Genomic DNA, 20699 nt, shown 5'->3' on the forward strand with positions numbered 1-20699 from the left:
ACGAAGGCCGGTGGGATCATCCCACCGGCCTTCGTTATACCCGCACGTGCTCAACGCTGGTGTCTATTCGGCCAGGTCGCAACGGCCTCAGCCGGTTGCACAGGTCGTTGCGCCAAGCGTCACAACCTCCCGCGAGCTGCACGTTCTACCCTCGCCGCCTATCGTCATCATTGCTGCCAACTCCTACCACCAGCTGCACAATGTTCGCCGTCAGCACCTAAAACAACCTCTGCTGGGGCTGTTATTGCAAGTAATGGTGTTTGGGTGCTGGGGGAGTGCTCGCGACTGAGATCGGAAATGCAGACCCTCTGCTGCCTGCCAAGTTGACGCCCGGATGCCTACGACGCGGAAACCCAGGTGCCTCCGACCCGGAAACCCTGGCACCTGGAGAACAAAAAGTCCCCGGTGCCTGTGGAACCAGACACACTCGACATCTGCCGAACCCGGGGATGAACCAACTCTGGTCCGTGAAGCGTTAAGATGATCCGAGCGGAAATTGCAGTATCAGACCATCTATTGTGCATTCAGGAGCGAGGTCGAATGACATTCCTCGAGTCGATGAACTCGCCATCACAGCTGCGTGAACTCGACGACGCCGAGTGCGAAGTTCTGGCGAAGGAGATCAGGGACTATCTGGTCACCACGGTTGCCGGCACAGGTGGTCACCTGGGGCCCAACCTCGGCGTGGTCGAACTCACCGTGGGCCTGCATCGCGTGTTCGAGTCCCCTCACGACACGATCCTCTTCGATGTCGGCCACCAGACGTACGTGCACAAACTCCTCACCGGTCGCATGGGGGACTTCTCTAGTCTGCGCCAGCGCGACGGACTCTCGGGATACCCCAGTCGGGCCGAGAGCGTACACGATGTCATCGAGAACTCGCATGCTTCGGCATCGCTGTCCTGGGCCGACGGAATCGCCAAGGCTCATCAGCTCCAGGGCGAAAGCGACCGCCACGTCGTCGCCGTCATCGGTGACGGCGCACTGACCGGTGGCATGGCCTGGGAAGCTCTCAACACCATCGCCGCCGACAAATCGACGCCACCGCGCAAGCTCATCATCGTCGTCAACGACAACGGCCGCTCCTATGCACCGACGGTCGGCGGGTTCGCAGAACACCTCGACGAACTGCGCACCACCACCGGATACGAAAAGCTCCTGTCCTGGGGCAAATCGACGCTTCGGCAGTCGGGCGCACCCGGACGAGCCGCGTACAGTGCCATCCACGGGGTCAAACGAGGACTCAAGGACATGGTCTCCGCGGATCAGGCCGGAATGTTCGACGAGCTCGGCATCAAGTACCTCGGGCCAGTCGACGGTCATGACCTGCCGATGGTCGAGAAGGCGCTGCAGCGGGCCAAACAGTACGATGGCGGTCCCGTCATCGTGCATATGATCACCCAGAAGGGCCAGGGCTACGACCCAGCGATCAACGACGATGCCGATCAGTTCCACTCCGTGGGCGTCATCGACCCTACGACCGGTAAGTCGTCTCCGTCGAAGCAGACCTCATGGACCTCGGTCTTCGGTCAGGAGGTCCTCCAGATCGCACAGTCCCGGGATGACATCGTCGCCGTCACCGCGGCAATGCTCCTGCCCGTGGGCCTTGCGAAGTTCGCCGAGGTGTACCCGGAGCGGGTCTTCGACGTCGGCATCGCCGAACAGCATGCAGTCACCTCCGCGGCCGGACTTTCCTACGGCGGACTGCACCCCATTGTGTGCATCTACGCGACGTTCCTCAACCGCGCTTTCGACCAGATGCTCATGGACGTGGCCCTGCACGGTCAGGGAGTCACTTTCGTCCTCGACCGGGCCGGAATCACCGGTCCCGACGGTGCCAGCCATCACGGGATCTGGGATATGGCGATGCTGCGCATCGTGCCTGGTCTCAAACTCGCGGCGCCTCGTGATGCCGCTCGTCTGACGGAAGAACTGGGCGAAGCTGTCGCCATCGAGGACGCACCCACCGTGATCCGATTCCCGCGCGGAAGTGTGGGAACGGACATTCCGGCGCTGCGTCGCCTTGATGATGGTGTCGACGTTCTGCGCGAGGTGCCGACAGGCACCGCCAAGGATGTGCTCATCGTTTCCGTCGGTCCGTTCGCCGGGCGAGCCCAGGAAGTCGCCGAAGAGTTGGCCGACCAGGGCATCGCGTCGACGATCGTCGACCCGCGTTGGGTACTGCCTGTGCCGGGCAGCGTCATCGACATGGCTGTTGAGCACAGTCTCGTTGCGGTGATCGAAGACGGTGTCAAGGTCGGCGGAATCGGTTCACAGGTCCGCAGCGATCTGCGTGCCGCCGACTCTCGCGTCGGAGTCCTCGAACTCGGAGCACCCGATGAGTTCCTGCCGCAGGGCACTCGCGACGAGATCCTCGAATACGCGGGACTTGACGTGGACACCATCGTTTCCGAGATCGTTCATATCCTGCCCGCAGACGTCAGGAACCGCGCTCAGCAGGGATCCCGCAGAGCAGTCTGACTGCGTGTCTGGGCCCTAGGTCGGCAGGTTCAGGCTGCGGGTAGTGTCTCGATGGTGCCTTTGAGCACCGGTGCGCTCAGCTCGACCTGCCACTTCCTGGCTCCACGCTCGAAGAGGAACTCTTCGACGTCGACTCGCGGCTGTGCGCCGAGTGCCTTGACGATGGCCGGCTGCAACAGCACGTCGTGGGGAATTGCGTGTTCTTCGGCCAGCTCTGCCATCGCAGATTTAAGAGCCGCCACTCGTTCCTTGACGTCTGTGTGACTGAACGGCGTCCGTGTCTGAACTGCGTTGGCTTCCCTTCTGCCAGGCAACTCGTCAACCGTCAGCCGAGTCGCCTTGCGGTAGGCCCGGAAGAGTCGTCCGGCGTCTGCGCGCGAGAGCCTGGGCCACGTCGCCATGATGTCGTCGCTGGACTGGACCCGTGACTGAGCCAAGGCGATCAGATCCCGATCGCGCAGGATACGCGAGGGAGCATTGTCAGTTTCCGAGGCCATCTCGTCACGGGCCGTCCACAGCTCCCGCACTTTGGCGATATCCTTGCGAGACTTGAGCTTGGTCAATCCGTGAGTCCGGCGCCAGGGCTCGGCGAAGTGCTTGGGCTCGAAATCGAGAAGATGCTCGAACTCCTGCCGTGCGAACTCCCACTTATCGGCTTCGACGAGAGCATCGTGGAGAATGTCGCGAATAGGCAGCAGAACCTCGACGTCGAGGGCGGCATAATTGAGCCATTCCTGGGGCAGTGGGCGCTTCGACCAGTCGGCCGCCGAATGCTCCTTGGCCAGGCGAACACCGAGAGTCTTCTCGGCCACGGCCGCCAGACCGAATTTGTCCCACCCGAGCATCCGAGCAGCGAGCTCGGTGTCGAAGAGCACTTCCGGTCGCATCCCGCGTTCTTGCAGGCAGGGCAGATCCTGAGTCACAGAGTGTATGACCCATTCGTCTCCACCGAATGCAGAGTTGAGGGGGCTGAGGTCCTCAAGCACTTCGGAGTCGAGGAGGAAGGTGCCAGCATTCTCGCGTCGCAGCTGAACCAGGAAGGCGCGCTGACCGTATCTGATGCCTGATGCACGCTCGGCATCGATGGCGATGGGGCCGGATCCATGTGCGAGCTCGTCGCAGGCCCTAGAGAATTCGGCTGAGGAGTCGACGAGCGGCGGAACGCCATGAGCGGGTGTGGCCAAGAGCGGTAGTTCGGTTGTCATCGACGTCGCCCGGGCAGGGCTGAAACTCCTTCAGGAAGCGGTGGCAGTCCGGCAACTGTGCACAGCAGATCGATCCAGGCTTCGAAGTGATCGCCGATCAGTTCCGGCTCCGCGATCACGGGGGTCCATGAAGCGCGCAACTCCAAGTCTATCGTGGACGACCGATCGGCAAGAGTGCCGAAGCTCTCAGAGAGGACGCGGGTTGTCGTGCCACCGGCGGCGACGACCTCACAGTCATTCGACTCGAGGGCCTCTTCGAGCCAGGTCCAGGCGACCGGACCGAGCATCGTCTCATTGCCGAGCTCGTGCTCGAGTTCGGCACGAATATAGGAAACGACTCGGAACTGACCCTCCCACTCCTCAGGAGAGCTGGGATCATAGAGGACCACGATACGGCCGGTAGCCAACTCTTCGATCGCCTCACCGGTGGCATGCAGGAAAGTCTCATCGGCCCTGACTTCGGCACCCAGAGCATAGGAATACGGCGCCAAACGGGCCGGCGCAGGTATTTCGGAAATCGAGACGTTGCTCGTGTTCCGAGCTTCGCGCAGAACCGAGGTCGCGGCGGAGAACTCCGACGGAATGCGATTGAGAGGTGAGGTGTTGACCACACTTGCCACGATAGATCAGGCCAGGGTAGAGGTGAATCGTCCACGCCGTGGCGGGACCAAGAGTTTTCGCCCGCACCTGCGATCAAGACACGGCGTCTTGAAACCGAAACCCGGTGGGCATTGATCTGCTTGTGATGGGAGGATGGGGGCATGACTTCAACCTTGTTGCCCGCCCTGCGCGGAGAGCAGATTGCGCACACTCCGGTCTGGTTCATGCGGCAGGCCGGCCGTTCACTTCCCGAATATCGCGAGCTGCGTGCAGGCACCGCGATGCTCGATGCCTGCCGAACCCCGGAATTGGTCTCAGAGATCACTCTGCAGCCGGTGCGACGACACGGTGTGGACGCCGCCATCTTCTTCTCCGACATCGTGGTTCCGTTGCAGGCAGCCGGTGTCGATGTCGAGATCGTCCCCGGCACCGGACCCGTGATCGCGAACCCGATCCGCAGCCGCGCCGACATCGAAGCACTGGCCGAGCTCGAACCCGACCAGATCCCCGACATCGCGGAATCGATCGGTCGGATCATCGAAGAACTCGGCCAGGAAACCCCGCTCATCGGCTTCGCCGGTGCTCCCTTCACGCTGGCCAGCTACCTCATCGAAGGCGGGCCGAGCAAGAACCATGAGAAGACGAAGTCCCTCATGGCCGCAGAGCCGGAGACCTTCTCCCTGCTGCTGAGCAAGCTCGCTCGGATCTCATCGACGTTCCTCGACGTTCAGCTCAACGCTGGCGCCTCCGCATTCCAGCTCTTCGACTCATGGGCCGGATACCTGTCCCGGCGCGATTACGAAGCCCACGTGTTCGAGCACTCCAGCGCGGTCTTCGAATCGTTGCGCCATCACGAGGTGCCCAGCATCCACTTCGGCGTCCAGACAGGGGAGCTCCTGACCTCCATGTCGCGGGCCGGCTCCACCGCCGTCGGCGTCGACTTCCGCGTCGACCTGGCCGATGCCTCGACACGAGTCCAGCCGGAGCAGCCCCTGCAGGGCAACCTGGATCCGGCTCTGCTCTTCGCTCCCTGGGAAGCTCTGGCACCGCGCATCGAAGAGATCGTGCGGCAGGGCCTGGACCATGAGGCCGGTTTCGTCTTCAACCTCGGTCACGGAGTCCTCCCCGACACCGATCCCGAAGTGCCCGGACGGATCGTCGCCGAAGTCCACCGCATCTCCGCAGAGATTCTGGCCGCACGGGGCTGAGCCGATGAGTCACATCACGATCGTCGGGGGAGGCATCTCCGGCCTTGTCACCGCCTATCGCCTTGCCCCCGACCATCAGGTCACTCTCCTCGAAGCAGATGCGCGCCTCGGTGGGTGTCTGCACTCGACGAACCTGGGTGGGACTGTGCCCGTGGGACTCGACACCGGTGCCGAAGCCAGTCTCTACCGTCGCCCGGAGACGAAGGACCTCGTCGCTGAACTCGGTCTGGACACCGAATTCCCCTCGACTGTGCACAGTTCGCGAGTTCTGTCGAAGGGGCAACTCCACGCGATTCCCAAACGCACAGTCATGGGAGTGCCCGGCAATGCTGCCGAGGTCAGGGACCTCCTCGGCGCCTCCGCCACGGACCGGGTCGCCCATGAGGTCATCACCGCTCCGATCGCCGGTCAGGACGTCTCCTTGGGAGAGTTCCTGGCAGACCGCCTCGGCGCCGACCTCGTTGATACGCTCATCGACCCGCTGCTCGGGGGAGTGTATGCCGGACGGTGCCGTGACCTGTCACTTGCATCGACCGTGCCCGCCCTGCTGCCGGCTGCACTCAAGGGAACCTCGGTGCTCGAACTTGTTTCCAGCCTGCTCGCCGCACGTGACGCACAATCCGCGGCACTTGCACGGGGAGAGAACCCACAACCTGTGTTCATGTCTCTCATCGGAGGGATCAACCGCCTCGTCCCGGCCCTTGAAGAACGCATCCGTGCCCACGGCGGTACGATCCACACCGGCACACACGTGAAATCCGTGCAGACCGAGAACGGACAATGGACGGTGGCCACTGTGGACGACAGCCTGGAATCCGATGCGGTCGTCCTGGCCACTCCCGCACATGTGACGAAGCATCTGCTCGCCGAGGCGGCCCCTCAATCCGCTTCATTGCTGGCATCCGTGCCCTACGCTTCGACCGCACTGATCCCGGCCCTCGTCGAGGTTGGGGATCGGGGGCTCGAAGGATCTGGATTCCTCGTCCCACCGACGGAGAAGTCATTCATCAAGGCCTCGACGTTCGTCTCGAACAAATGGCCGTGGCTGGGCGAGCGCATTCCTGAGGGCACAGCCCTGATTCGGATGAGCATCGGGCGATACGGTGACGGGCCGGGAGGCTGGCAAGAGTGGGAGGACGACGAGGTCATCGCCCGTGCCTTTGAGGATTGGCAGGCCATCGCCGAGCGCGGATCGGATCGGCTCATCGCAGCAGAGGCACACCGGTGGGAACGCGCGCTGCCCCAGTACCTGCCGGGCCACGCCGAGACGGTGGAGAGAATCGATGCGGACATCGCCGACATCGCCGGTCTCGAACTGGCAGGTTCGGCCTACTTCGGCGTCGGCATCCCCGCTTGCATCGATCGTGCCGAAACGGTGGCCCAGAGAATCACAGCCGCCCAGACGTGAACTTCACTTAAAGCTCTAGCATTTCACCGAAAACCGACCGACGAAACACCGTACTCAAGCACCGACACACAGAGAAGAAGGAGCAGGAATGAGCGAATACTCCAACCCCACCGACGAGCAGATCGAACAGGCGAACAACGACACGCGGTATATCGCATACTCGGTCTTCGCCTCGGCCGGCGAACTCGGCGATGCCGACCGAGCCGAACTCGCGAACGAGGTTCACGAAGCACTCGCTCCGCTGAAGGAGCAGGGCCTCGTCGTCCGCGGAATCTACGATGTTTCCGCACTGCGGGCAGATGCCGATGTGATGTTCTGGTGGCATGCGCCGACGATTGAACTGGTTCAGGCCGCCTACTCGGCAGTGCGTCGCAGCATGCTCGGCGGAATCCTCGAGCCGGTCTGGTCTGTCGTGGGTCTGCACCGTCCAGCCGAATTCAACAAGGCACACCTGCCGGCACTGCTGACCGATGACGAGCCGGGCAAGTACATCTGCGTGTACCCCTTCGTTCGGTCCTACGACTGGTACCTTCTCGATCCCGCTGAGCGCTCCACGATGCTGCGAGATCACGGCATGGCCGCAGCAGGATACAAGGACATCAAGGCCAATACGATCGCTTCGTTCGCCCTGGGCGACTATGAATGGCTGTTGGCCTTCGAAGCTCCAGAGCTGCACCGCATCGTCGACCTCATGCGCGATCTTCGCAATACGAAAGCTCGTCTGCATGTGCGCGAAGAGGTCCCGTTCTACACCGGACCTCTCCGCGAGCTCGTCGATATCATCAGCGACTGGCGCTGATCTTCACCGACTGACCAGAAGCGAGTGATCTGCAGCGACTGATCTCTGCAGTGACTGATCCGCATCACCTTTTCGGGGCCCCGGCAGGGCACAACGCCTTGCCGGGGCACCGAAGCGTCCGGCGGCAATGACGGAGCAAGCAGCGGGTAGCCTGTGAGCATGACTGCTGCAGATGGCTTCGCCGGCGACGCGGACTACGGCAAGATCGGTGCCGGCTACCGTCAGTACAGGCGCCCGGAACCAGAGTTTGCGCAAGCGATCCTGCACGCTCTCGGCGATGTTCGACAGGTGATCAACGTTGGTGCCGGAGCCGGATCCTACGAACCCAGCCAATGTGGCGTCACGGCGGTGGAACCATCGGCTGCGATGCGGGCACAGCGGGCGAAGGGTCAGGCATCGGTCGTCGACGCCCGTGCAGAGGCACTGCCGTTTGCCGACGATTCCTTCGACGCCGCGTTGTCGACATTCTCAGTCCATCAATGGCAGAGCCTCGACGCGGGTCTATCTGAGATGCGGCGAGTCGCTTCCGGCCCGGTGGTCATCATGACCTGTGATCCGACTCGGGTGGAGCGATTCTGGCTCCGTGACTTCGCGCCCCAAGTGTTCGAGACTGAGGCACGCCGATATCCGAGCCTCGAACGAATCTCAGAATGTCTTGGCGGCACGGTCGAGGTCACTCATCTGCCGATCCCCTTCGGCTGCGTAGACGGTTTCTCCGAGGCCTATTTCGGTCGGCCGGAGATGTTTCTCGATCCGGGAGCCAGGAAAGCGAACTCCGCGTGGAGCTTCGTCGCCGAGGACTCTGCTCTGCGATCGGTCGAAAACCTGCGCCGCAGCCTGAACGATGGAAGTTGGGATGACGCACACGGGTCGCTGCGGACTGCATCGCACTTCGATGGGTCCCTGGTCCTCATCAAAGCAGAACCGTGATCAGGGCAGAACTGATCACTCTGGCTGTTTCTTCTCCACCACATACGAGTGGCCATTGGCGTCGGTGCGCATCTCCAAGCCCATCGCGTCGAGTCGTTCGTGACGCAGATGCTCATTCTCGTAGTAGCCACCGGGGCGGGAGTTATCGACTTGTGCAGGGCCGACGATCTTGCGGAAGAAGCGGTTGAGCCATGCAACGCGTCGCTGGGAGTCGTGCGAGTCTGACATGCGAGTCCATTCGGTGGTGTCGAGCTGGTGAGGTTGGTGCTCGGCTGAGGCGATCACAATATAATCAGTGTACGCTAAACATTAGTGCACTAACTAATCAATCAGCCTGGTTGACGAACAGATCAGACTCGTCGGAAGGACACGGAATCGATGTCGACCTCGTACGATCCGCTGGCTCTGGAGAGCCAGATCTGCTTTGCTCTGACTGTCGCCTCCCGCGGAGTGATCTCTGCCTACCGTTCGGTGCTCGAGCCCCTCCACCTCACCCACCCGCAGTATCTGGTCATGCTGGCTCTGTGGCAGCACGAAACGCTGCCGGTGAGGAAGATCGCCGAGCTGCTGCGTCTTGAAGCTGCAACGGTGTCGCCACTGATCAAACGCCTCGAAGCCCTTGACTATGTGGAGAAGGCACGCAGCAACTACGACGAGAGAGTCGTGGAGGTCTCGCTGACCGAGACCGGGATCCAGCTGCGGAGGACTGCCGAGGCGATACCGGGGCAGATGATGGCCAAACTCGATATGGGCGAGGCAGATCTGCGAGAGTTGCACGCCACGATGACGCGGCTCATCGACGCCGTCGACGCTTCACACACAATTGACACAGCCAGCCCAGCCGACGCAGTGTCCTCAGACGCCGCCTCGGCGTGACATCGGGGTGTGCTCGATCCCGTCCTCAAGGAACCGGGGACCATTCGGGCTGAACCCGAAGCTCGCGTAGAAGCCCTCGAGATGAGTCTGGGCGTTCAGCGTCAGAAGACGATCCCCATGCTCGGCCACGATCTCGCCGATGAGCCTGCGGCCCCAGCCTTGGCCGCGCGCCTGCGGATTCGTGACGACGCGGCTGATGCTGCGGGCTCCCGGCTCGAAGGCAGGACCGTCGGGCAGATCGGGCGGCAGGATACGGGCATAGGCTTTGGGAGCAAGACTGCGGCCAACCTCGGTGCCATGACTGTCCTGGATTGTCCGCACCTCATCAGGGTAGAAGGCGTGCAAAGTCTGCGGGAGCGTGTCGACACCATCCTGATCGAGGAAGAGACAGTCCTGCTCGACGACGAAGACCTGAGACCGCAGCTGCATGATCCCGTAGAGCTCCGTCCCGCTCAGCTCCTCGAAGGTCTTGACGACAAGCGTTGATCCTTCGCTCATTCCTGGCCGTCGATGAGCCGCAGGGAGATCGAGTTCAGGCAGTATCGCTGGTCTGTGGGGGTGTCGTAGCCTTCGCCCTCGAAGAGGTGCCCCATGTGCGAATCGCAGTTCGCGCACCGAACCTCGACGCGCTCCATGCCCATCGAGGAATCGCGGAGGTAGCGGACCCGGTCCTCGGCCAGGGGAGCGTAGAACGAGGGCCAACCGCAGTGCGAGGAGAACTTGGTATCGGAGGGGAACAAGTCTGCTCCACAGGCACGGCACTGGTACATTCCGACGCTGTTCGTGTCGACGTATTCGCCGGTGAACGGACGCTCCGTGCCGCCTTCGCGCAGCACCGCGAATTCATCAGGAGTGAGTACGTCCTGCCAGCGGATCTCCTCGGGATTGTCTTCTGTGTTGACGTTTGGCGACTGACTCATCGCGACCTCCGGTGTTTGTCGATATCTGTTGGAGTCCATTGTCCCACTGCACTCGGGCTCTGGAGAGCCCTCTGACCTGCACAACAGCGTTTGGAGACTGCTCATTCCTTGGGTGACAATGAAGTCAGGAGGTTTTCATGGTTCGCGACACTAAATTCCCGACTCGCCTGCTTCTGGCTTCGGTGGGTGTCGGTGCTGGGATCGGCACCGTGATCTCGGTGGCGTCTTCGGGACTGGCCGCTTATTTTGCACGCAGAATCCTCGTTCCCGAGAACGCGCCGGAAGAACTCGAGATTCTCCACATCGACGGATTCCCGCCGAACATGCGCATTCACCTGCCTGCTGATGAAGAGACCACGGTGCGCGGCACCTACGGGCTTTATTTCAACCAGGGCGCCGGTCATGCCGTGATCGGCGATATCGTCGAATACGATCCGCGATCGCGAACCGTTTCCCGAGAGATCCTCTCGGTGACCCGTGGAGACATCAAACGCGCCTCGCACGGCCGGTGGACGGGCATCGTGTACCCGGAACCGTTGGCGGCAGGAGTCAACGCCGAGGACATCGAGATCGAATCCGACGCCGGACGGCTGCCTGCCTGGCTGCTGCCCACCGACCACCCCGAACCTCAGGACACGTGGGCGATCCTCGTCCACGGCCGTGCCAGTACCCGGGCCGAGGGGCTGCGTGCTGCCCCGATCCTCAATACCTTGGGTGTCCCGGCCATAGCCATGTCCTACCGCAACGACGCCGAGGTCAGGGTCGAGACTACATCTCGCTACGGCCTCGGCGACACAGAGTGGATCGACGTGGACGCGGCCATCGACTTCGCGATCTCACGCGGAGCCCGCGAGGTCGTCCTCTTCGGCTGGTCGATGGGCGGAGCCATCGCGCTGCAGGCCGCCTCCCGTGGCCGGAACCGCCGTTACGTGAAGGCCCTCGTCCTCGACGGGCCCGTCGTCGACTGGGTGAATGTCCTTGACGGCCAGGCCCGGCGCAACATGCTTCCCACACCGATCGCCAAACTCACTCTTGAGATGATCACCCAGCCGTGGGCGCGACCGATCACCGGCCTGCAGACGCCATTGGACTTGGGCAGGCTGGACTGGGTGACACGCGCGGCGGAGCTCGACGTCCCGGTGCTGCTCATCCACTCCGACGATGACGAATTCGTGCCATCCTCGCCGTCCCACGCGCTGGCGTCCGTTCGCCGCGACCTCGTGACGATGCCTGTCTATGACCAGGCGCGCCACACCAAGGAATGGAACATCGACCCCGTCCGCTGGGAAGACGATGTGGCGAACTTCCTCGAGGCGAAGATTCTGCCCAAGCCCTGAACTCGGGGCTGAGTTCAGGGCCGCAGCACCAGAGAATCTTCGGTGTGCCTACCCAGTGCATCGGGCGTGTACGGCCAGGGTCGGGTCCTGTTGGCGGCCCAGTCCTCGGTCTGGTCGGCATAGTGTGGGTGGAAGGCGTGCCCCGAGGCGCCGGTGAGGTTGATCCACTGCGAGTGGTTGAAGTCCTTGAGGTCCACAATCTGCCGCATCGAGGGCACCCAGTTCGTCTCGAAGCCGACCGAGGCGTCCCAGCCTGTGGCGTTGACCTCTCCCGACCCGCCGGCAACCTCATAGGGGCCCCGATTGAATAGCCGCTCAATGGGTTTGATCCCTGATTCGCCGAGGCTGGCGTTGCGGATGGTCAGCCTGTGCAGAATGCCCCACCGCCAGGTCACAGGCTCGGAGCCGAGCAGATCCTCGGTCGTCTCCCACGCCGAGTCCATGGCCCGAGCCAGCGCTTCGTCCCGGTTGTCGACCTTATCGTCGGCCCACCATTGCGAATCGGGTTTCTGCAGCTGGTTCTTGATGATGAGGTACCAGCGGGATCCGCCTGCAGGGGGCACCGCATCGGGCAGCTTCGGAGCGAAGACTTCATCGAGGATCGTCTTCGAGAGCACATTGAAATAGGCTGCTGCAGCACTGTTGGCATCATCGCGGCCATCCCAGTCTGCGAGCAGCTTCTGAGCCTTTGCTATGTCGGTGTCCTTGCCCGCATCGATGTCTTCCAGCAGCGGGATCAGGGTCAGCGCAAGCGGGTTGAGGTCATCACCCTGGATGCGCGACATGTCGGCGGTTGTGACGGGACCCTTCGCCATCGTGTCCCGGAGCAGCTTCGTGATCCGCCGCGCTCGGTCTCCATAGTCGAAGTCGTCGCTCAACTGCACGGACTCTCCTGGGGGCGTGACCGGGTTGTTGGCCGTCACGATCCATCCCCGATCGGGGTTGTACAGGCTCGGCAGATCCTTGAAGTCGATGTATCCCTGCCAGTCCTCATCGGTCTTCCAACCGTGGCGTGGCAGCATACCGTCGCCCTTGCCGCGCTTGGGGATCTTCCCCGGGGCCTGGTAGCCGATATTGCCGGCAGTGTCCGCGTAGATGAGGTTCTGGGAGGGCACGTCGAAGCGCGAAGCGGCCTGTCGGAATTCCTTCCAGTTCGTCGCCGCATTGAGCCCGAAGATCGCGGAGGCGGTGTTGCCCGGTTCCAACGCCGTCCATTGCAACGCCAGTTGGTAGTGTTCGTCGGCTGGACCCGACTTCGTGTCCGCGGTGTTCGCCCCGGTTGAAGCATCGAGCACACTGCGGTGAGGCCCATTGAGGTCGGAGATGAGAGGGCCGTTGCGTGTTGAACGGATCGTGATTTCGCGCGGTTCCTCTTTCGCGATCTTCACGGTCTCTTTGCGCGTGGTCACGGCTTCATCCCCGGAGTCACGAATCACCTCGCCGTCGCGGACCTTCTCCACTACGAGATCGGCGACATCGGGCCCCAGGTTCGTCAGCCCCCAGGCGATGGACTGGTTGTGTCCGATGACGACGCCGGGCAGGCCCGAGAACGAGAAACCGGACACGTCGAAGGGACATTCGGGTGTGATCTCGGTGCAGCGCAGACCGATCTGATGCCATACGGAAGGCATGGCGGGAGCCAGGTGTGGATCATTGGCCAGCAGCGGGGCACCGGTGGCCGTGTGCTCACCGGAGACCACCCACGAGTTCGACCCGATGTCATGACTGTTGACCCCCAGAAGCGCGGGCAGTGACCTCAGGTGCTGTTTGAGTTCGCCGAGGTTGGACGGCGTCTTGGTCACCTCTCCGCCGGCATGCGCTTCGTCGCCGGTCTCGTCTTCAGCGGCTTTGCTCTTCCTGGCTTTGCTGTCATCGGCTTTGCCTTTGTCTGACTTGCTGTCTCCGTTGCCCTTGCTGCCGGCGGCGCGTGATTTGGCGCCGGCATTGCCGCCGATGATCGTCGGGCGGGTGTCATAGGGATAGTCGGGGTAGATATCGGCCATCTGCTCATCGTCGAGCGTGGACTGGCTGATGGCTCGGTCGATTTCGTCTTCGACGTTCGAACGCAGGTCCCAGGCCATGGCCTTGAGCCAGGATACGCTGTCGACGGGAGTCCATTCCTCGATCTCAACCCCACCGTTTTGGAGCCCGATGACTCCGTACTCGAGGGACACCTCGGTGGGGGACTTGTCGTGGAGGTAGGCGTTGACGCCTTCGGCATAGGCCTCATAGTACGCAAGCGTCTTGTCATCAAGGGCCGCGACTTCCTTCTCGGCGACCTTCCTCCACCCCAGCGTGCGGATGAACGAGTCTGTGCTGAACTGTGATTCTCCGAAGAGTTCCGAGAGTCGGCCCGAGGTGACATGCCTGCGGAAGTCCATCTCCCAGAACCGATCCTGGGCATGGACGAAACCCTGGGCCATGAAGAGGTCGTGGGAGTTACTCGCCTCGACGGTCGGGACTCCTGAGTCATCGCGGGTGACGCTGACCTCGCCGTTGAGGCCCGGCAGCGAGATGTCACCGTCGGTGGTGGGAAAGGAGCGACGGACGAGGAAGACGCCGAGCAGGGTGAGGATGAGCACCAAGACGAGGACTGCTGCGAGGATGCGGATGAGGACTTTCGCGCTCACAAAGCGATGCGCACCTGACGGCGGACGGACGGCTGCCACCAGAGCATTGGAATCCTCTGAATCCGCGTCTGTCATGTGTCTCCTTCGACCGAGTCTGAGTTTCAGCTCAGATTATCAGGTGACCTGGCCTCATCAGGAGGTTTGGGCGGGTAGATGAAGGTGACGAGGACGACGGAGATCATCATCAGGAGGAACCATGCCACGAATTTGGTCACCGGAACCATCTCCCAGCCGTCGATCTGGGACGGGTAGAGCCATGCGCCGGTGACTGTTCCGATGTTCTCAGCGATCCAGATGAAGAACGCCACCAGCACGAATGCGAGGAGGACCGGCATGCGCAGAGTCAGCTTGTGCACACGGAAGTGCATGCGACAGCGACCCCGACAGCAAGGACGAGGAACACCCGCACGTCGACCACATAGTGGTGAGTGAAGAAATTGAGATAGATCGCTGCGGCGATGACCGCGGTGCTCCACCTCGGCGGGTAATGGCTGAACCGCAGGTCGAAGAGACGATAGACGCGCACGATGTAGGAGCCGACCGCGGCGTACATGAACCCAGAAGCAGCATCGCCGTCTGGATCAGGACTGCCAGGATGACGAGGAGATCATTGCGGGCCAGGATCGCCCCGTCCGGGTACCACCAGGCGGTGAGGATGATCGCCAGCAGCATGAGGGCCCCAAACAGACAGGCCCAGGCCTGCTTGATCCCGAAGACGAGGGACTCACGCAACCCTGCCGGCACCCGAGTGAGATGACGATTGGCAAGACTGTCGAGGAGCCGTTCGAGCCGTGTGAGTTCATGCTGATCGGCCATAAGATCCTTCGGCTGTGGGGAAGCGGTCGCGACAGAACCCTATCGCGGGCTAATAGACTCGGGGCATGCACATCGTCATCTTCGGAGCCTCAGGCCATGTCGGAACGGGCTTGGCCAAGCAGCTGTCGCCTGAGCACCACATCACCGGCATCGTCCGTTCGCAGCCGGAGGACGAAACCGCCTACCGGCCGGTCGTCGTCCCCGATTGGGTGGATCGACCGCAGGCAGTCATCGAAGCACTTAAGAAGGTGGACGCACCCCCGGTCGATGCGGTCATCGCCACGGTCGGCGGGTGGTACGTGGACATCTCGATGATCGACCGCGGAATCGACTCCTTCGACGCGGACTACTCCTCATACCTGCGGGGCCATTTCGCCGCCTGCGCGGTATCGGAGGCGCTCGCCGAGGAGGGGCGAAGTGACCGTGTCCGGCACCTCGCCCTCAACGGTGTGGCCAGCGTCGAAGCCTGCGTCGGGTCCGGTGCGATCAGCGTTTTCGGCGCGGCCCAGGAGATGCTCCTCCGGGTCGCTGCGGCAGAGACGGACTCCGTGTACTACCGCGAGCTCAAGGTCATGGCGCCCATCGGCGGTGATGACCGCAACGATCTCAGCGGGGGAGTGGAGACGATCAGCCTGCCGGCAGTCGCCGAGGCTGTCAGCTCGGTCCTGTCCCGAACGGACGAGCACGAGATCAGCACCCAGCTGGGCGTCTAGGCCGACGCAACAAGCTCGAGCCTGGTCGCGTACCTCAAGCTTTGCGGTAGCGGATGAAGACCTGGTCATCGACGGTGCGCACATCGATGAGTCGCAGGTTGAGGGTGGCCTCGAGCTGGGAGAAGTGGCTGCCTGAGTTTCGGGAGTAGAGCGGGCTGAGGCTCAGGTGCAGTTCGGCACCCGGAACGGCATCGAGGAGGCGGTAGGCCAGATTGGGTCCGGACTCGCACACCAGAGTCTCACTCGTGGACTCGATGCTGTTGAGCACCTGTGCGGCAGTTTCTGGAGTGAAGCCCTGTGCTCGATAGTCCAGGCCAGCCTCGGCTAGGTGCCTGCTCAATTTCTCCGGATCTGACTCGGTGAGCACATGCACGGGTGTGTGCTCGAGGGCTTTGCCCGGTGCGTTGATGACCGGCAGTGCGGGATTGAGCGCGGTCCTGCGATCGATGATGATGGCACCTGCCCGCTTACGCAGGGAGGTGAAATAGGCGAAGTCGGCCTTCGTGGACACACCCGTCGACCAACCGTCTTGGGCATATGAGGCGTTGATCGTCTGCACCAGGGAGATGATGAGCTTTCGCATCGAGGTGCCTCTACTTCTGCAGCTGGGACTCAGGTCCCATGGCGATACGTGGATGGGCATCGGGGTCGATGGTCTCGAGGATCCAGGTGAGGTCCTTCTCCTTCAGCGTCACGCACCCGCTCGTCCCGGAATCATGATCGATGTGCAGCCAGATCCCACCGCCCTTGTCCCACCCCAGCGGGCGAGTCTTGTCGGTGGGCGGTGTGCCCGGCACACGGTTGTAGTCGATCGCGATGATGTAGTCGAAGACCCTGTCATATTCGGGTCCGTAGGCCACGGTGGCTGACGAGGGCAGTCGGTCGTCCTGGGTGTAGGGAAGTTCGGTTCCCGGGTCCTGTTTGTAGCCGCCCGCATCGGAGAGGGTGAAGACACCGATCGGTGTTGTCTTGTCGCCCTCCCGACGATCGGCCAACCACCCGTTCTCCCCATTGTGGACGTCGAAGGTCTTGCGCTTCTTCCACGCCCCATCAGCGAAGGTGTAGAAACTCAGCTGACCGGAATCCGAGGACGCGTCCCGGCCACTGGCGACGAGGACCTGAGAGGTCTCGGCCGGAATCTGAGCTGCTGTCTCCGGGCCCAGCCCAGGGACCGGAACAGAATGGGCAGGTCCTGTTGGCTCTGCGGTTGCGGCTCCGGGCGGAGTCATCTGTGCGGGAGCTGCGAAATCGCCGAGGTCGTTCTGCTGTGCAGGTGCCGCGACCTCCCCGGACGGGGCGGTCACGCCGTCATCGTCGTCGCTGTCGGTCGGCGTTGCACATGACGACAGCGTCAGGGCCAAAACGGCGACCGTCAGGCTGGTCCCGGTTCGGGCTCCACCACTGAACATGAGGTCATCTTCTCACGAACCTTGAGAACTCAGTGGAAGTGACTATGCGAAAATGACCCCATGAGCATTCCACCTGTGCCGAATCATCCTCCGCGCCCCGGGCGTCGGAGGCCGGTCGAGGAGTCTCCAGATTCGATCACGACGCAGTTGTTCATCGGACAGGACAAATCCCCGGCCGCTGATGGTTCGACCCAAGCACTCAGCTCCGAGGAGCTGGCCAGACTCCGGTCGATGGTGTCCTCCGACGGGGCCGACGCCACCGAGGTGCTCAGCCTCGAGGAGCTGCGCCAGCTGGCCGCAGCAGAGAACGACGAAACCGGATTCAGCGGTCCGATCCCGCGCAAGGTGAGGTCCGAAGACATCGCCGAGGCAGAAGCTGCCTCGGCACCGAAGCAGTGGAATCCGCAGGGCGTGTCGGCAGAGCAATCTCCGAACCCCGAACCCTGGGATGGCGAATTCGGTGCGCCCGGACCACCTGCCCCGCAGCCCCCTCCTGAACCCCATCCCACCGAACACCCCGGAAACGAGTCGCACGTGCCCAACGGCGCATCAGCCTACGCCCCACAGACAGCAGTCGCCTACGCAGGACACGGTGGCCACGGACCCGCCGGTGGTGCCTATGGCCCCGGCGGCAGTGCTGCAGGACCCGCTGGCTCCAACGGTGGTTACGGTTCCAGCGGCGGCGGATACGGCCCCGGAAGCGGCGGATACGGCCCCGGAGGACCGGGCGGATACGGACCGGGTGGACCGGCCGGTCCCGGCGGACCCTACCGACATGACAACGAGACGAAGAAGGTCCCAGGCTGGCTCTGGGCATTGGCCGCGATCGCCCTGGTGCTCGCTCTCGGCATCGTCGGATACATCGCCTGGGATGCGACGCAGGGCCAGGACGATTCTGCGTCCGGCACGTCCTCCGAGGGGCCCTCCGAGGGTGCAGGCTCTGCAACCGATGAACCATCGACCTCGGCGCCGCCGGTCGCTGCCGAATCGTTCAAGTCTCCGTCCGGCAACATCTCCTGCACGATCGATTCAGACCGCACCCGATGCGTCATCTCATCCTTCGACTACACCAGCCCCGAGAAGCCCGACGACTGTCAAATGGAGAACTGGGGAGCTGTCGTCGTGGCCAACAATGAAGGTGCCGGCTTCTCCTGCCGTGAGGCGCCGGAGAGCTCCGGTCCCGCTCGAGTGCTCGGCTACGGCGAATCGATCACGGCCGAGGGGATGACCTGCACCTCCACCCGTGAGGGCATGACGTGCAAGTCCGACGAGACCGGAGTCGGCTTCAACATGCGGCGTGCAGCGGTCGACTTCCTCGACTAGACGGATAGCGATCTTAGGATTTGGACAGGTTTGGAACCGGCGGAGCAACCAGGGCTAAGTTGTGTGTGTGGCTTACAGGTTGCTCCTCCTTCCTTGCCGCGACGAGTCCTGAACATAACAGCACCCTCGTCGCGGAGTTTCTCCTATGCTGAAGAAGCACACGAACAATGATTGAGGAACCATGAAACTGCAGAAGCCATCCCCCATGCCATTCAGCAAATACAAGTCTTTCCAGGACCGGATCGCCCTCGATATGCGCGACCGCACCTGGCCCGACCAGCTGATCCGGAAGGCTCCGCGCTGGCTGAGCACAGATCTGCGTGATGGCAACCAGGCTCTCATCGATCCGATGACGCCGGATCGCAAACGCAAGATGTTCGATCTCCTCGTCAAACTCGGCTTCAAGGAGATCGAGGTCGGGTTCCCCGCAGCCAGCCAGGTCGACTTCGACTTCGTCCGCGAGATCATCGAACAGGATGCCATCCCCGACGACGTCCGCATCTCGGTGCTCACCCAGGCCCGTGAGGACCTCATCGAGCGCACAGTGGAATCCCTCGTCGGCGCGCAGAAGCCGACAGTTCACCTCTACAATGCGACGGCACCGGTCTTCCGCAAGGTCGTGTTCGGCTTCGACGGTGAGGGCTTCGACCAGACTCGCGACATCGCCACCCGCGGCACCCAGGCGGTCATGAAGCACGCCGAGTCACTCCTCGGCGACGTCGACTTCGGCTACCAGTACTCGCCGGAGATCTTCGTCGACACCGAACCCGAGTTCGCTCTCGACATCGTCGGCAGCGTCCTCGATATGTGGCAGCCGGCTTCCGGCCGTGAGACGGTCGTCAACCTGCCCGCCACGGTTGAACGCGGCACTCCCAACACCTACGCCGACCAGATCGAATGGTTCTGCCGGAACATGCCCTACCGCGACGAGGTGGCCGTGTCCCTGCACCCCCACAACGACCGCGGAACCGGTGTCGCAGCCGCGGAGATGGGCATCATGGCCGGTGCCGACAGGATCGAAGGCTGCCTCTTCGGCAACGGCGAACGGACCGGAAACCTCGACCTGGTCACCGTGGCGCTGAACCTCTACACGCAGGGCGTCGACCCCGAACTGGACTTCTCCGACATCGACGAAGTCATCCACACCGTCACCGAATGCAACCAGATCGGCGTCCACGAACGTCACCCCTACGGCGGTGACCTCGTCTTCACCTCGTTCTCCGGTTCGCACCAGGATGCCATCAACAAGGCGTTCGCCGACCGTGAGAAGAGAGCCAGTGAGCAGGGCGTTCCCGTGGACCTGATGGAATGGGACATGCCCTACCTGCCGGTCGACCCGAAAGATCTGGGTCGCTCCTACGAGGCGATCATCCGCGTGAACTCGCAGTCCGGCAAGGGCGGAGTCACCTATCTGCTCAAGAGCGAGTACGGCCTGGATCTGCCTCGCCGCATGCAGGTCGAGTTCTCCCGCGCCGTCCAGGTGCACACTGAAGGTGGGGGAGAGGTCTCCGCCGAGGAGATCCGTCGCATCTTCAACTACGAGTACCTTCCCAGCGATGATCAGGACAAGGCTTGGGGCCGCTTCCAGATCGTAGGTCTGCGCACCGACTCCGGCACGGTTGACGACTCGGGCACCTCGGAACGCGTCGAAGTCGACCTCATCGTCGACGGTCAGGAGCGCACCTATGAAGGTCACGGCAAAGGACCCATCGATGCGCTGGTGAAGATCCTGATCGAAAATTTCGACGTCGATGTCCGTCTCCAGGACTACACCGAGCACGCCATCGGCTCGGGCGCTGACACGATGGCCGCAGCCTACGTCGAGCTCGCTGTCGAAGACCGTGTGGTCTGGGGTGCCGGACTGCACCCCAACATCACGAAGGCTTCACTCAAGGCCGTCGTCTCGGCGGTCAACCGGGCCGCCCGCGATCGCGACGGAGAGCGCTGATCCTTCGGGGCTGAGCATCCCGGGCAGGCAGCCTGCCCGGGGAGCAATCTCACAACTGATGCATGAGTGCGGCGGGGATGATTCCCCGCCGCACTC

The 20699-nt window shown here is 62.7% G+C and carries 18 protein-coding genes and 1 pseudogene; 10 read left to right on the plus strand and 9 right to left on the minus strand.

Going from position 1 to position 20699, the window contains the following annotated elements:
- Positions 1 to 540: 540 nt before the first annotated feature.
- Positions 541 to 2481, plus strand: coding sequence for a 1-deoxy-D-xylulose-5-phosphate synthase (dxs, locus tag INT29_RS00535; RefSeq protein WP_193070422.1), 1941 nt, complete (start codon positions 541 to 543; stop codon positions 2479 to 2481).
- A 29-nt stretch (positions 2482 to 2510) separates the two neighbouring features.
- Here dxs and INT29_RS00540 read toward each other — a convergent pair whose 3' ends face one another.
- Positions 2511 to 3686 (minus strand): ribonuclease D, encoded by a 1176-nt coding sequence (locus tag INT29_RS00540; protein WP_193070423.1) that lies wholly within the window; start codon positions 3684 to 3686, stop codon positions 2511 to 2513.
- Positions 3683 to 4297: a DUF3000 domain-containing protein gene (locus INT29_RS00545; protein WP_101570410.1), complete on the minus strand. Its 615-nt coding sequence runs from the start codon at positions 4295 to 4297 to the stop codon at positions 3683 to 3685. Before INT29_RS00545 ends, INT29_RS00540 begins: the two co-directional genes overlap by 4 nt.
- 150 nt (positions 4298 to 4447) lie before the next feature.
- Between INT29_RS00545 and hemE the strand changes: the two genes are divergently transcribed.
- The 4 genes from hemE (at position 4448) to INT29_RS00565 (ending at position 8631) form a co-directional block, all read left to right on the plus strand.
- Positions 4448 to 5494 (plus strand): uroporphyrinogen decarboxylase, encoded by a 1047-nt coding sequence (gene hemE, locus INT29_RS00550; protein ID WP_101570409.1) that lies wholly within the window; start codon positions 4448 to 4450, stop codon positions 5492 to 5494.
- Between the two features lie 4 nt (positions 5495 to 5498).
- The gene (hemG, locus tag INT29_RS00555; RefSeq protein WP_193070424.1) at positions 5499 to 6902 is read left to right on the plus strand and encodes a protoporphyrinogen oxidase; all 1404 of its coding nucleotides are present in this window, start codon (positions 5499 to 5501) and stop codon (positions 6900 to 6902) included.
- 88 nt (positions 6903 to 6990) lie between these two features.
- The gene (gene hemQ / locus INT29_RS00560) at positions 6991 to 7701 is read left to right on the plus strand and encodes a hydrogen peroxide-dependent heme synthase (RefSeq protein ID WP_101570407.1); all 711 of its coding nucleotides are present in this window, start codon (positions 6991 to 6993) and stop codon (positions 7699 to 7701) included.
- 159 nt (positions 7702 to 7860) lie between these two features.
- The gene (locus tag INT29_RS00565) at positions 7861 to 8631 is read left to right on the plus strand and encodes a class I SAM-dependent methyltransferase (RefSeq protein ID WP_226830485.1); all 771 of its coding nucleotides are present in this window, start codon (positions 7861 to 7863) and stop codon (positions 8629 to 8631) included.
- Between the two features lie 15 nt (positions 8632 to 8646).
- Here the strand turns inward: INT29_RS00565 and INT29_RS00570 are convergent, their stop codons facing one another.
- Positions 8647 to 8859 carry a hypothetical protein gene (locus INT29_RS00570; protein WP_226830486.1) on the minus strand — a complete coding sequence of 71 codons (213 nt, stop codon included), beginning with the start codon at positions 8857 to 8859 and terminating at the stop codon, positions 8647 to 8649.
- Positions 8860 to 9009: 150 nt separating this feature from the next.
- Here INT29_RS00570 and INT29_RS00575 point away from each other — a divergent pair, with 150 nt between their 5' ends.
- Positions 9010 to 9507, plus strand: coding sequence for a MarR family winged helix-turn-helix transcriptional regulator (locus INT29_RS00575; protein WP_101570404.1), 498 nt, complete (start codon positions 9010 to 9012; stop codon positions 9505 to 9507).
- Here the strand turns inward: INT29_RS00575 and INT29_RS00580 are convergent.
- Both INT29_RS00580 and msrB read right to left on the minus strand, forming a co-directional pair.
- Positions 9487 to 10005, minus strand: a complete 519-nt coding sequence (locus INT29_RS00580) for a GNAT family N-acetyltransferase (protein WP_193070426.1) — start codon at positions 10003 to 10005, stop codon at positions 9487 to 9489. The two genes, INT29_RS00575 and INT29_RS00580, sit on opposite strands and share 21 nt — an antisense overlap.
- Complete coding sequence (msrB, locus tag INT29_RS00585) at positions 10002 to 10427, minus strand: peptide-methionine (R)-S-oxide reductase MsrB (protein WP_101570402.1); 426 nt, start codon at positions 10425 to 10427, stop codon at positions 10002 to 10004. Before msrB ends, INT29_RS00580 begins: the two co-directional genes overlap by 4 nt.
- 137 nt (positions 10428 to 10564) lie before the next feature.
- On the opposite strand from msrB, the gene INT29_RS00590 reads away from it, so the two are divergent.
- Entirely contained in the window at positions 10565 to 11764 is a 1200-nt protein-coding gene (locus INT29_RS00590) for an alpha/beta hydrolase (RefSeq protein WP_101570401.1), read from the plus strand.
- 14 nt (positions 11765 to 11778) lie between these two features.
- Here INT29_RS00590 and INT29_RS00595 read toward each other — a convergent pair whose 3' ends face one another.
- Positions 11779 to 14469 carry a penicillin acylase family protein gene (locus INT29_RS00595; protein ID WP_193070427.1) on the minus strand — a complete coding sequence of 897 codons (2691 nt, stop codon included), beginning with the start codon at positions 14467 to 14469 and terminating at the stop codon, positions 11779 to 11781.
- 26 nt (positions 14470 to 14495) lie between these two features.
- Positions 14496 to 15210, minus strand: a pseudogene (locus tag INT29_RS00600) (DUF817 family protein).
- A 65-nt stretch (positions 15211 to 15275) separates the two neighbouring features.
- Here INT29_RS00600 and INT29_RS00605 point away from each other — a divergent pair.
- Positions 15276 to 15923 (plus strand): NAD(P)-dependent oxidoreductase, encoded by a 648-nt coding sequence (locus tag INT29_RS00605; protein WP_193070428.1) that lies wholly within the window; start codon positions 15276 to 15278, stop codon positions 15921 to 15923.
- A gap of 34 nt (positions 15924 to 15957) precedes the next feature.
- Here the strand turns inward: INT29_RS00605 and INT29_RS00610 are convergent, their stop codons facing one another.
- On the minus strand, positions 15958 to 16506 hold the full coding sequence (locus tag INT29_RS00610) for a hypothetical protein (RefSeq protein ID WP_101570398.1): 549 nt from the start codon (positions 16504 to 16506) through the stop codon (positions 15958 to 15960).
- Between the two features lie 10 nt (positions 16507 to 16516).
- Complete coding sequence (locus INT29_RS00615; protein ID WP_193070429.1) at positions 16517 to 17332, minus strand: L,D-transpeptidase family protein; 816 nt, start codon at positions 17330 to 17332, stop codon at positions 16517 to 16519.
- 60 nt (positions 17333 to 17392) lie between these two features.
- Between INT29_RS00615 and INT29_RS00620 the strand changes: the two genes are divergently transcribed.
- A complete protein-coding gene (locus INT29_RS00620; RefSeq protein ID WP_193070430.1) occupies positions 17393 to 18655 on the plus strand; it encodes a DUF6636 domain-containing protein in 1263 nt (420 codons plus the stop codon).
- 181 nt (positions 18656 to 18836) lie between these two features.
- Positions 18837 to 20603 (plus strand): 2-isopropylmalate synthase, encoded by a 1767-nt coding sequence (leuA, locus tag INT29_RS00625; RefSeq protein WP_193070431.1) that lies wholly within the window; start codon positions 18837 to 18839, stop codon positions 20601 to 20603.
- Positions 20604 to 20699: the final 96 nt, after the last annotated feature.

It is taken from the genome of Brevibacterium sp. FME37 (assembly GCF_014897485.1).
Lineage (GTDB): Bacteria > Actinomycetota > Actinomycetes > Actinomycetales > Brevibacteriaceae > Brevibacterium.

What these genes read in the sequence shown, in the direction of transcription:
- dxs (WP_193070422.1), top strand. Translation starts at nt 541, where the DNA reads ATGACATTCCTCGAGTCGATGAACTCGCCATCACAGCTGCGTGAACTC.
- INT29_RS00540 (WP_193070423.1), bottom strand. Translation starts at nt 3,686, where the DNA reads ATGACAACCGAACTACCGCTCTTGGCCACACCCGCTCATGGCGTTCCG.
- hemE (WP_101570409.1), top strand. Translation starts at nt 4,448, where the DNA reads ATGACTTCAACCTTGTTGCCCGCCCTGCGCGGAGAGCAGATTGCGCAC.
- hemG (WP_193070424.1), top strand. Translation starts at nt 5,499, where the DNA reads ATGAGTCACATCACGATCGTCGGGGGAGGCATCTCCGGCCTTGTCACC.
- hemQ (WP_101570407.1), top strand. Translation starts at nt 6,991, where the DNA reads ATGAGCGAATACTCCAACCCCACCGACGAGCAGATCGAACAGGCGAAC.
- INT29_RS00565 (WP_226830485.1), top strand. Translation starts at nt 7,861, where the DNA reads ATGACTGCTGCAGATGGCTTCGCCGGCGACGCGGACTACGGCAAGATC.
- INT29_RS00570 (WP_226830486.1), bottom strand. Translation starts at nt 8,859, where the DNA reads ATGTCAGACTCGCACGACTCCCAGCGACGCGTTGCATGGCTCAACCGC.
- INT29_RS00575 (WP_101570404.1), top strand. Translation starts at nt 9,010, where the DNA reads ATGTCGACCTCGTACGATCCGCTGGCTCTGGAGAGCCAGATCTGCTTT.
- INT29_RS00580 (WP_193070426.1), bottom strand. Translation starts at nt 10,005, where the DNA reads ATGAGCGAAGGATCAACGCTTGTCGTCAAGACCTTCGAGGAGCTGAGC.
- msrB (WP_101570402.1), bottom strand. Translation starts at nt 10,427, where the DNA reads ATGAGTCAGTCGCCAAACGTCAACACAGAAGACAATCCCGAGGAGATC.
- INT29_RS00590 (WP_101570401.1), top strand. Translation starts at nt 10,565, where the DNA reads ATGGTTCGCGACACTAAATTCCCGACTCGCCTGCTTCTGGCTTCGGTG.
- INT29_RS00595 (WP_193070427.1), bottom strand. Translation starts at nt 14,469, where the DNA reads ATGACAGACGCGGATTCAGAGGATTCCAATGCTCTGGTGGCAGCCGTC.
- INT29_RS00605 (WP_193070428.1), top strand. Translation starts at nt 15,276, where the DNA reads ATGCACATCGTCATCTTCGGAGCCTCAGGCCATGTCGGAACGGGCTTG.
- INT29_RS00610 (WP_101570398.1), bottom strand. Translation starts at nt 16,506, where the DNA reads ATGCGAAAGCTCATCATCTCCCTGGTGCAGACGATCAACGCCTCATAT.
- INT29_RS00615 (WP_193070429.1), bottom strand. Translation starts at nt 17,332, where the DNA reads ATGTTCAGTGGTGGAGCCCGAACCGGGACCAGCCTGACGGTCGCCGTT.
- INT29_RS00620 (WP_193070430.1), top strand. Translation starts at nt 17,393, where the DNA reads ATGAGCATTCCACCTGTGCCGAATCATCCTCCGCGCCCCGGGCGTCGG.
- leuA (WP_193070431.1), top strand. Translation starts at nt 18,837, where the DNA reads ATGAAACTGCAGAAGCCATCCCCCATGCCATTCAGCAAATACAAGTCT.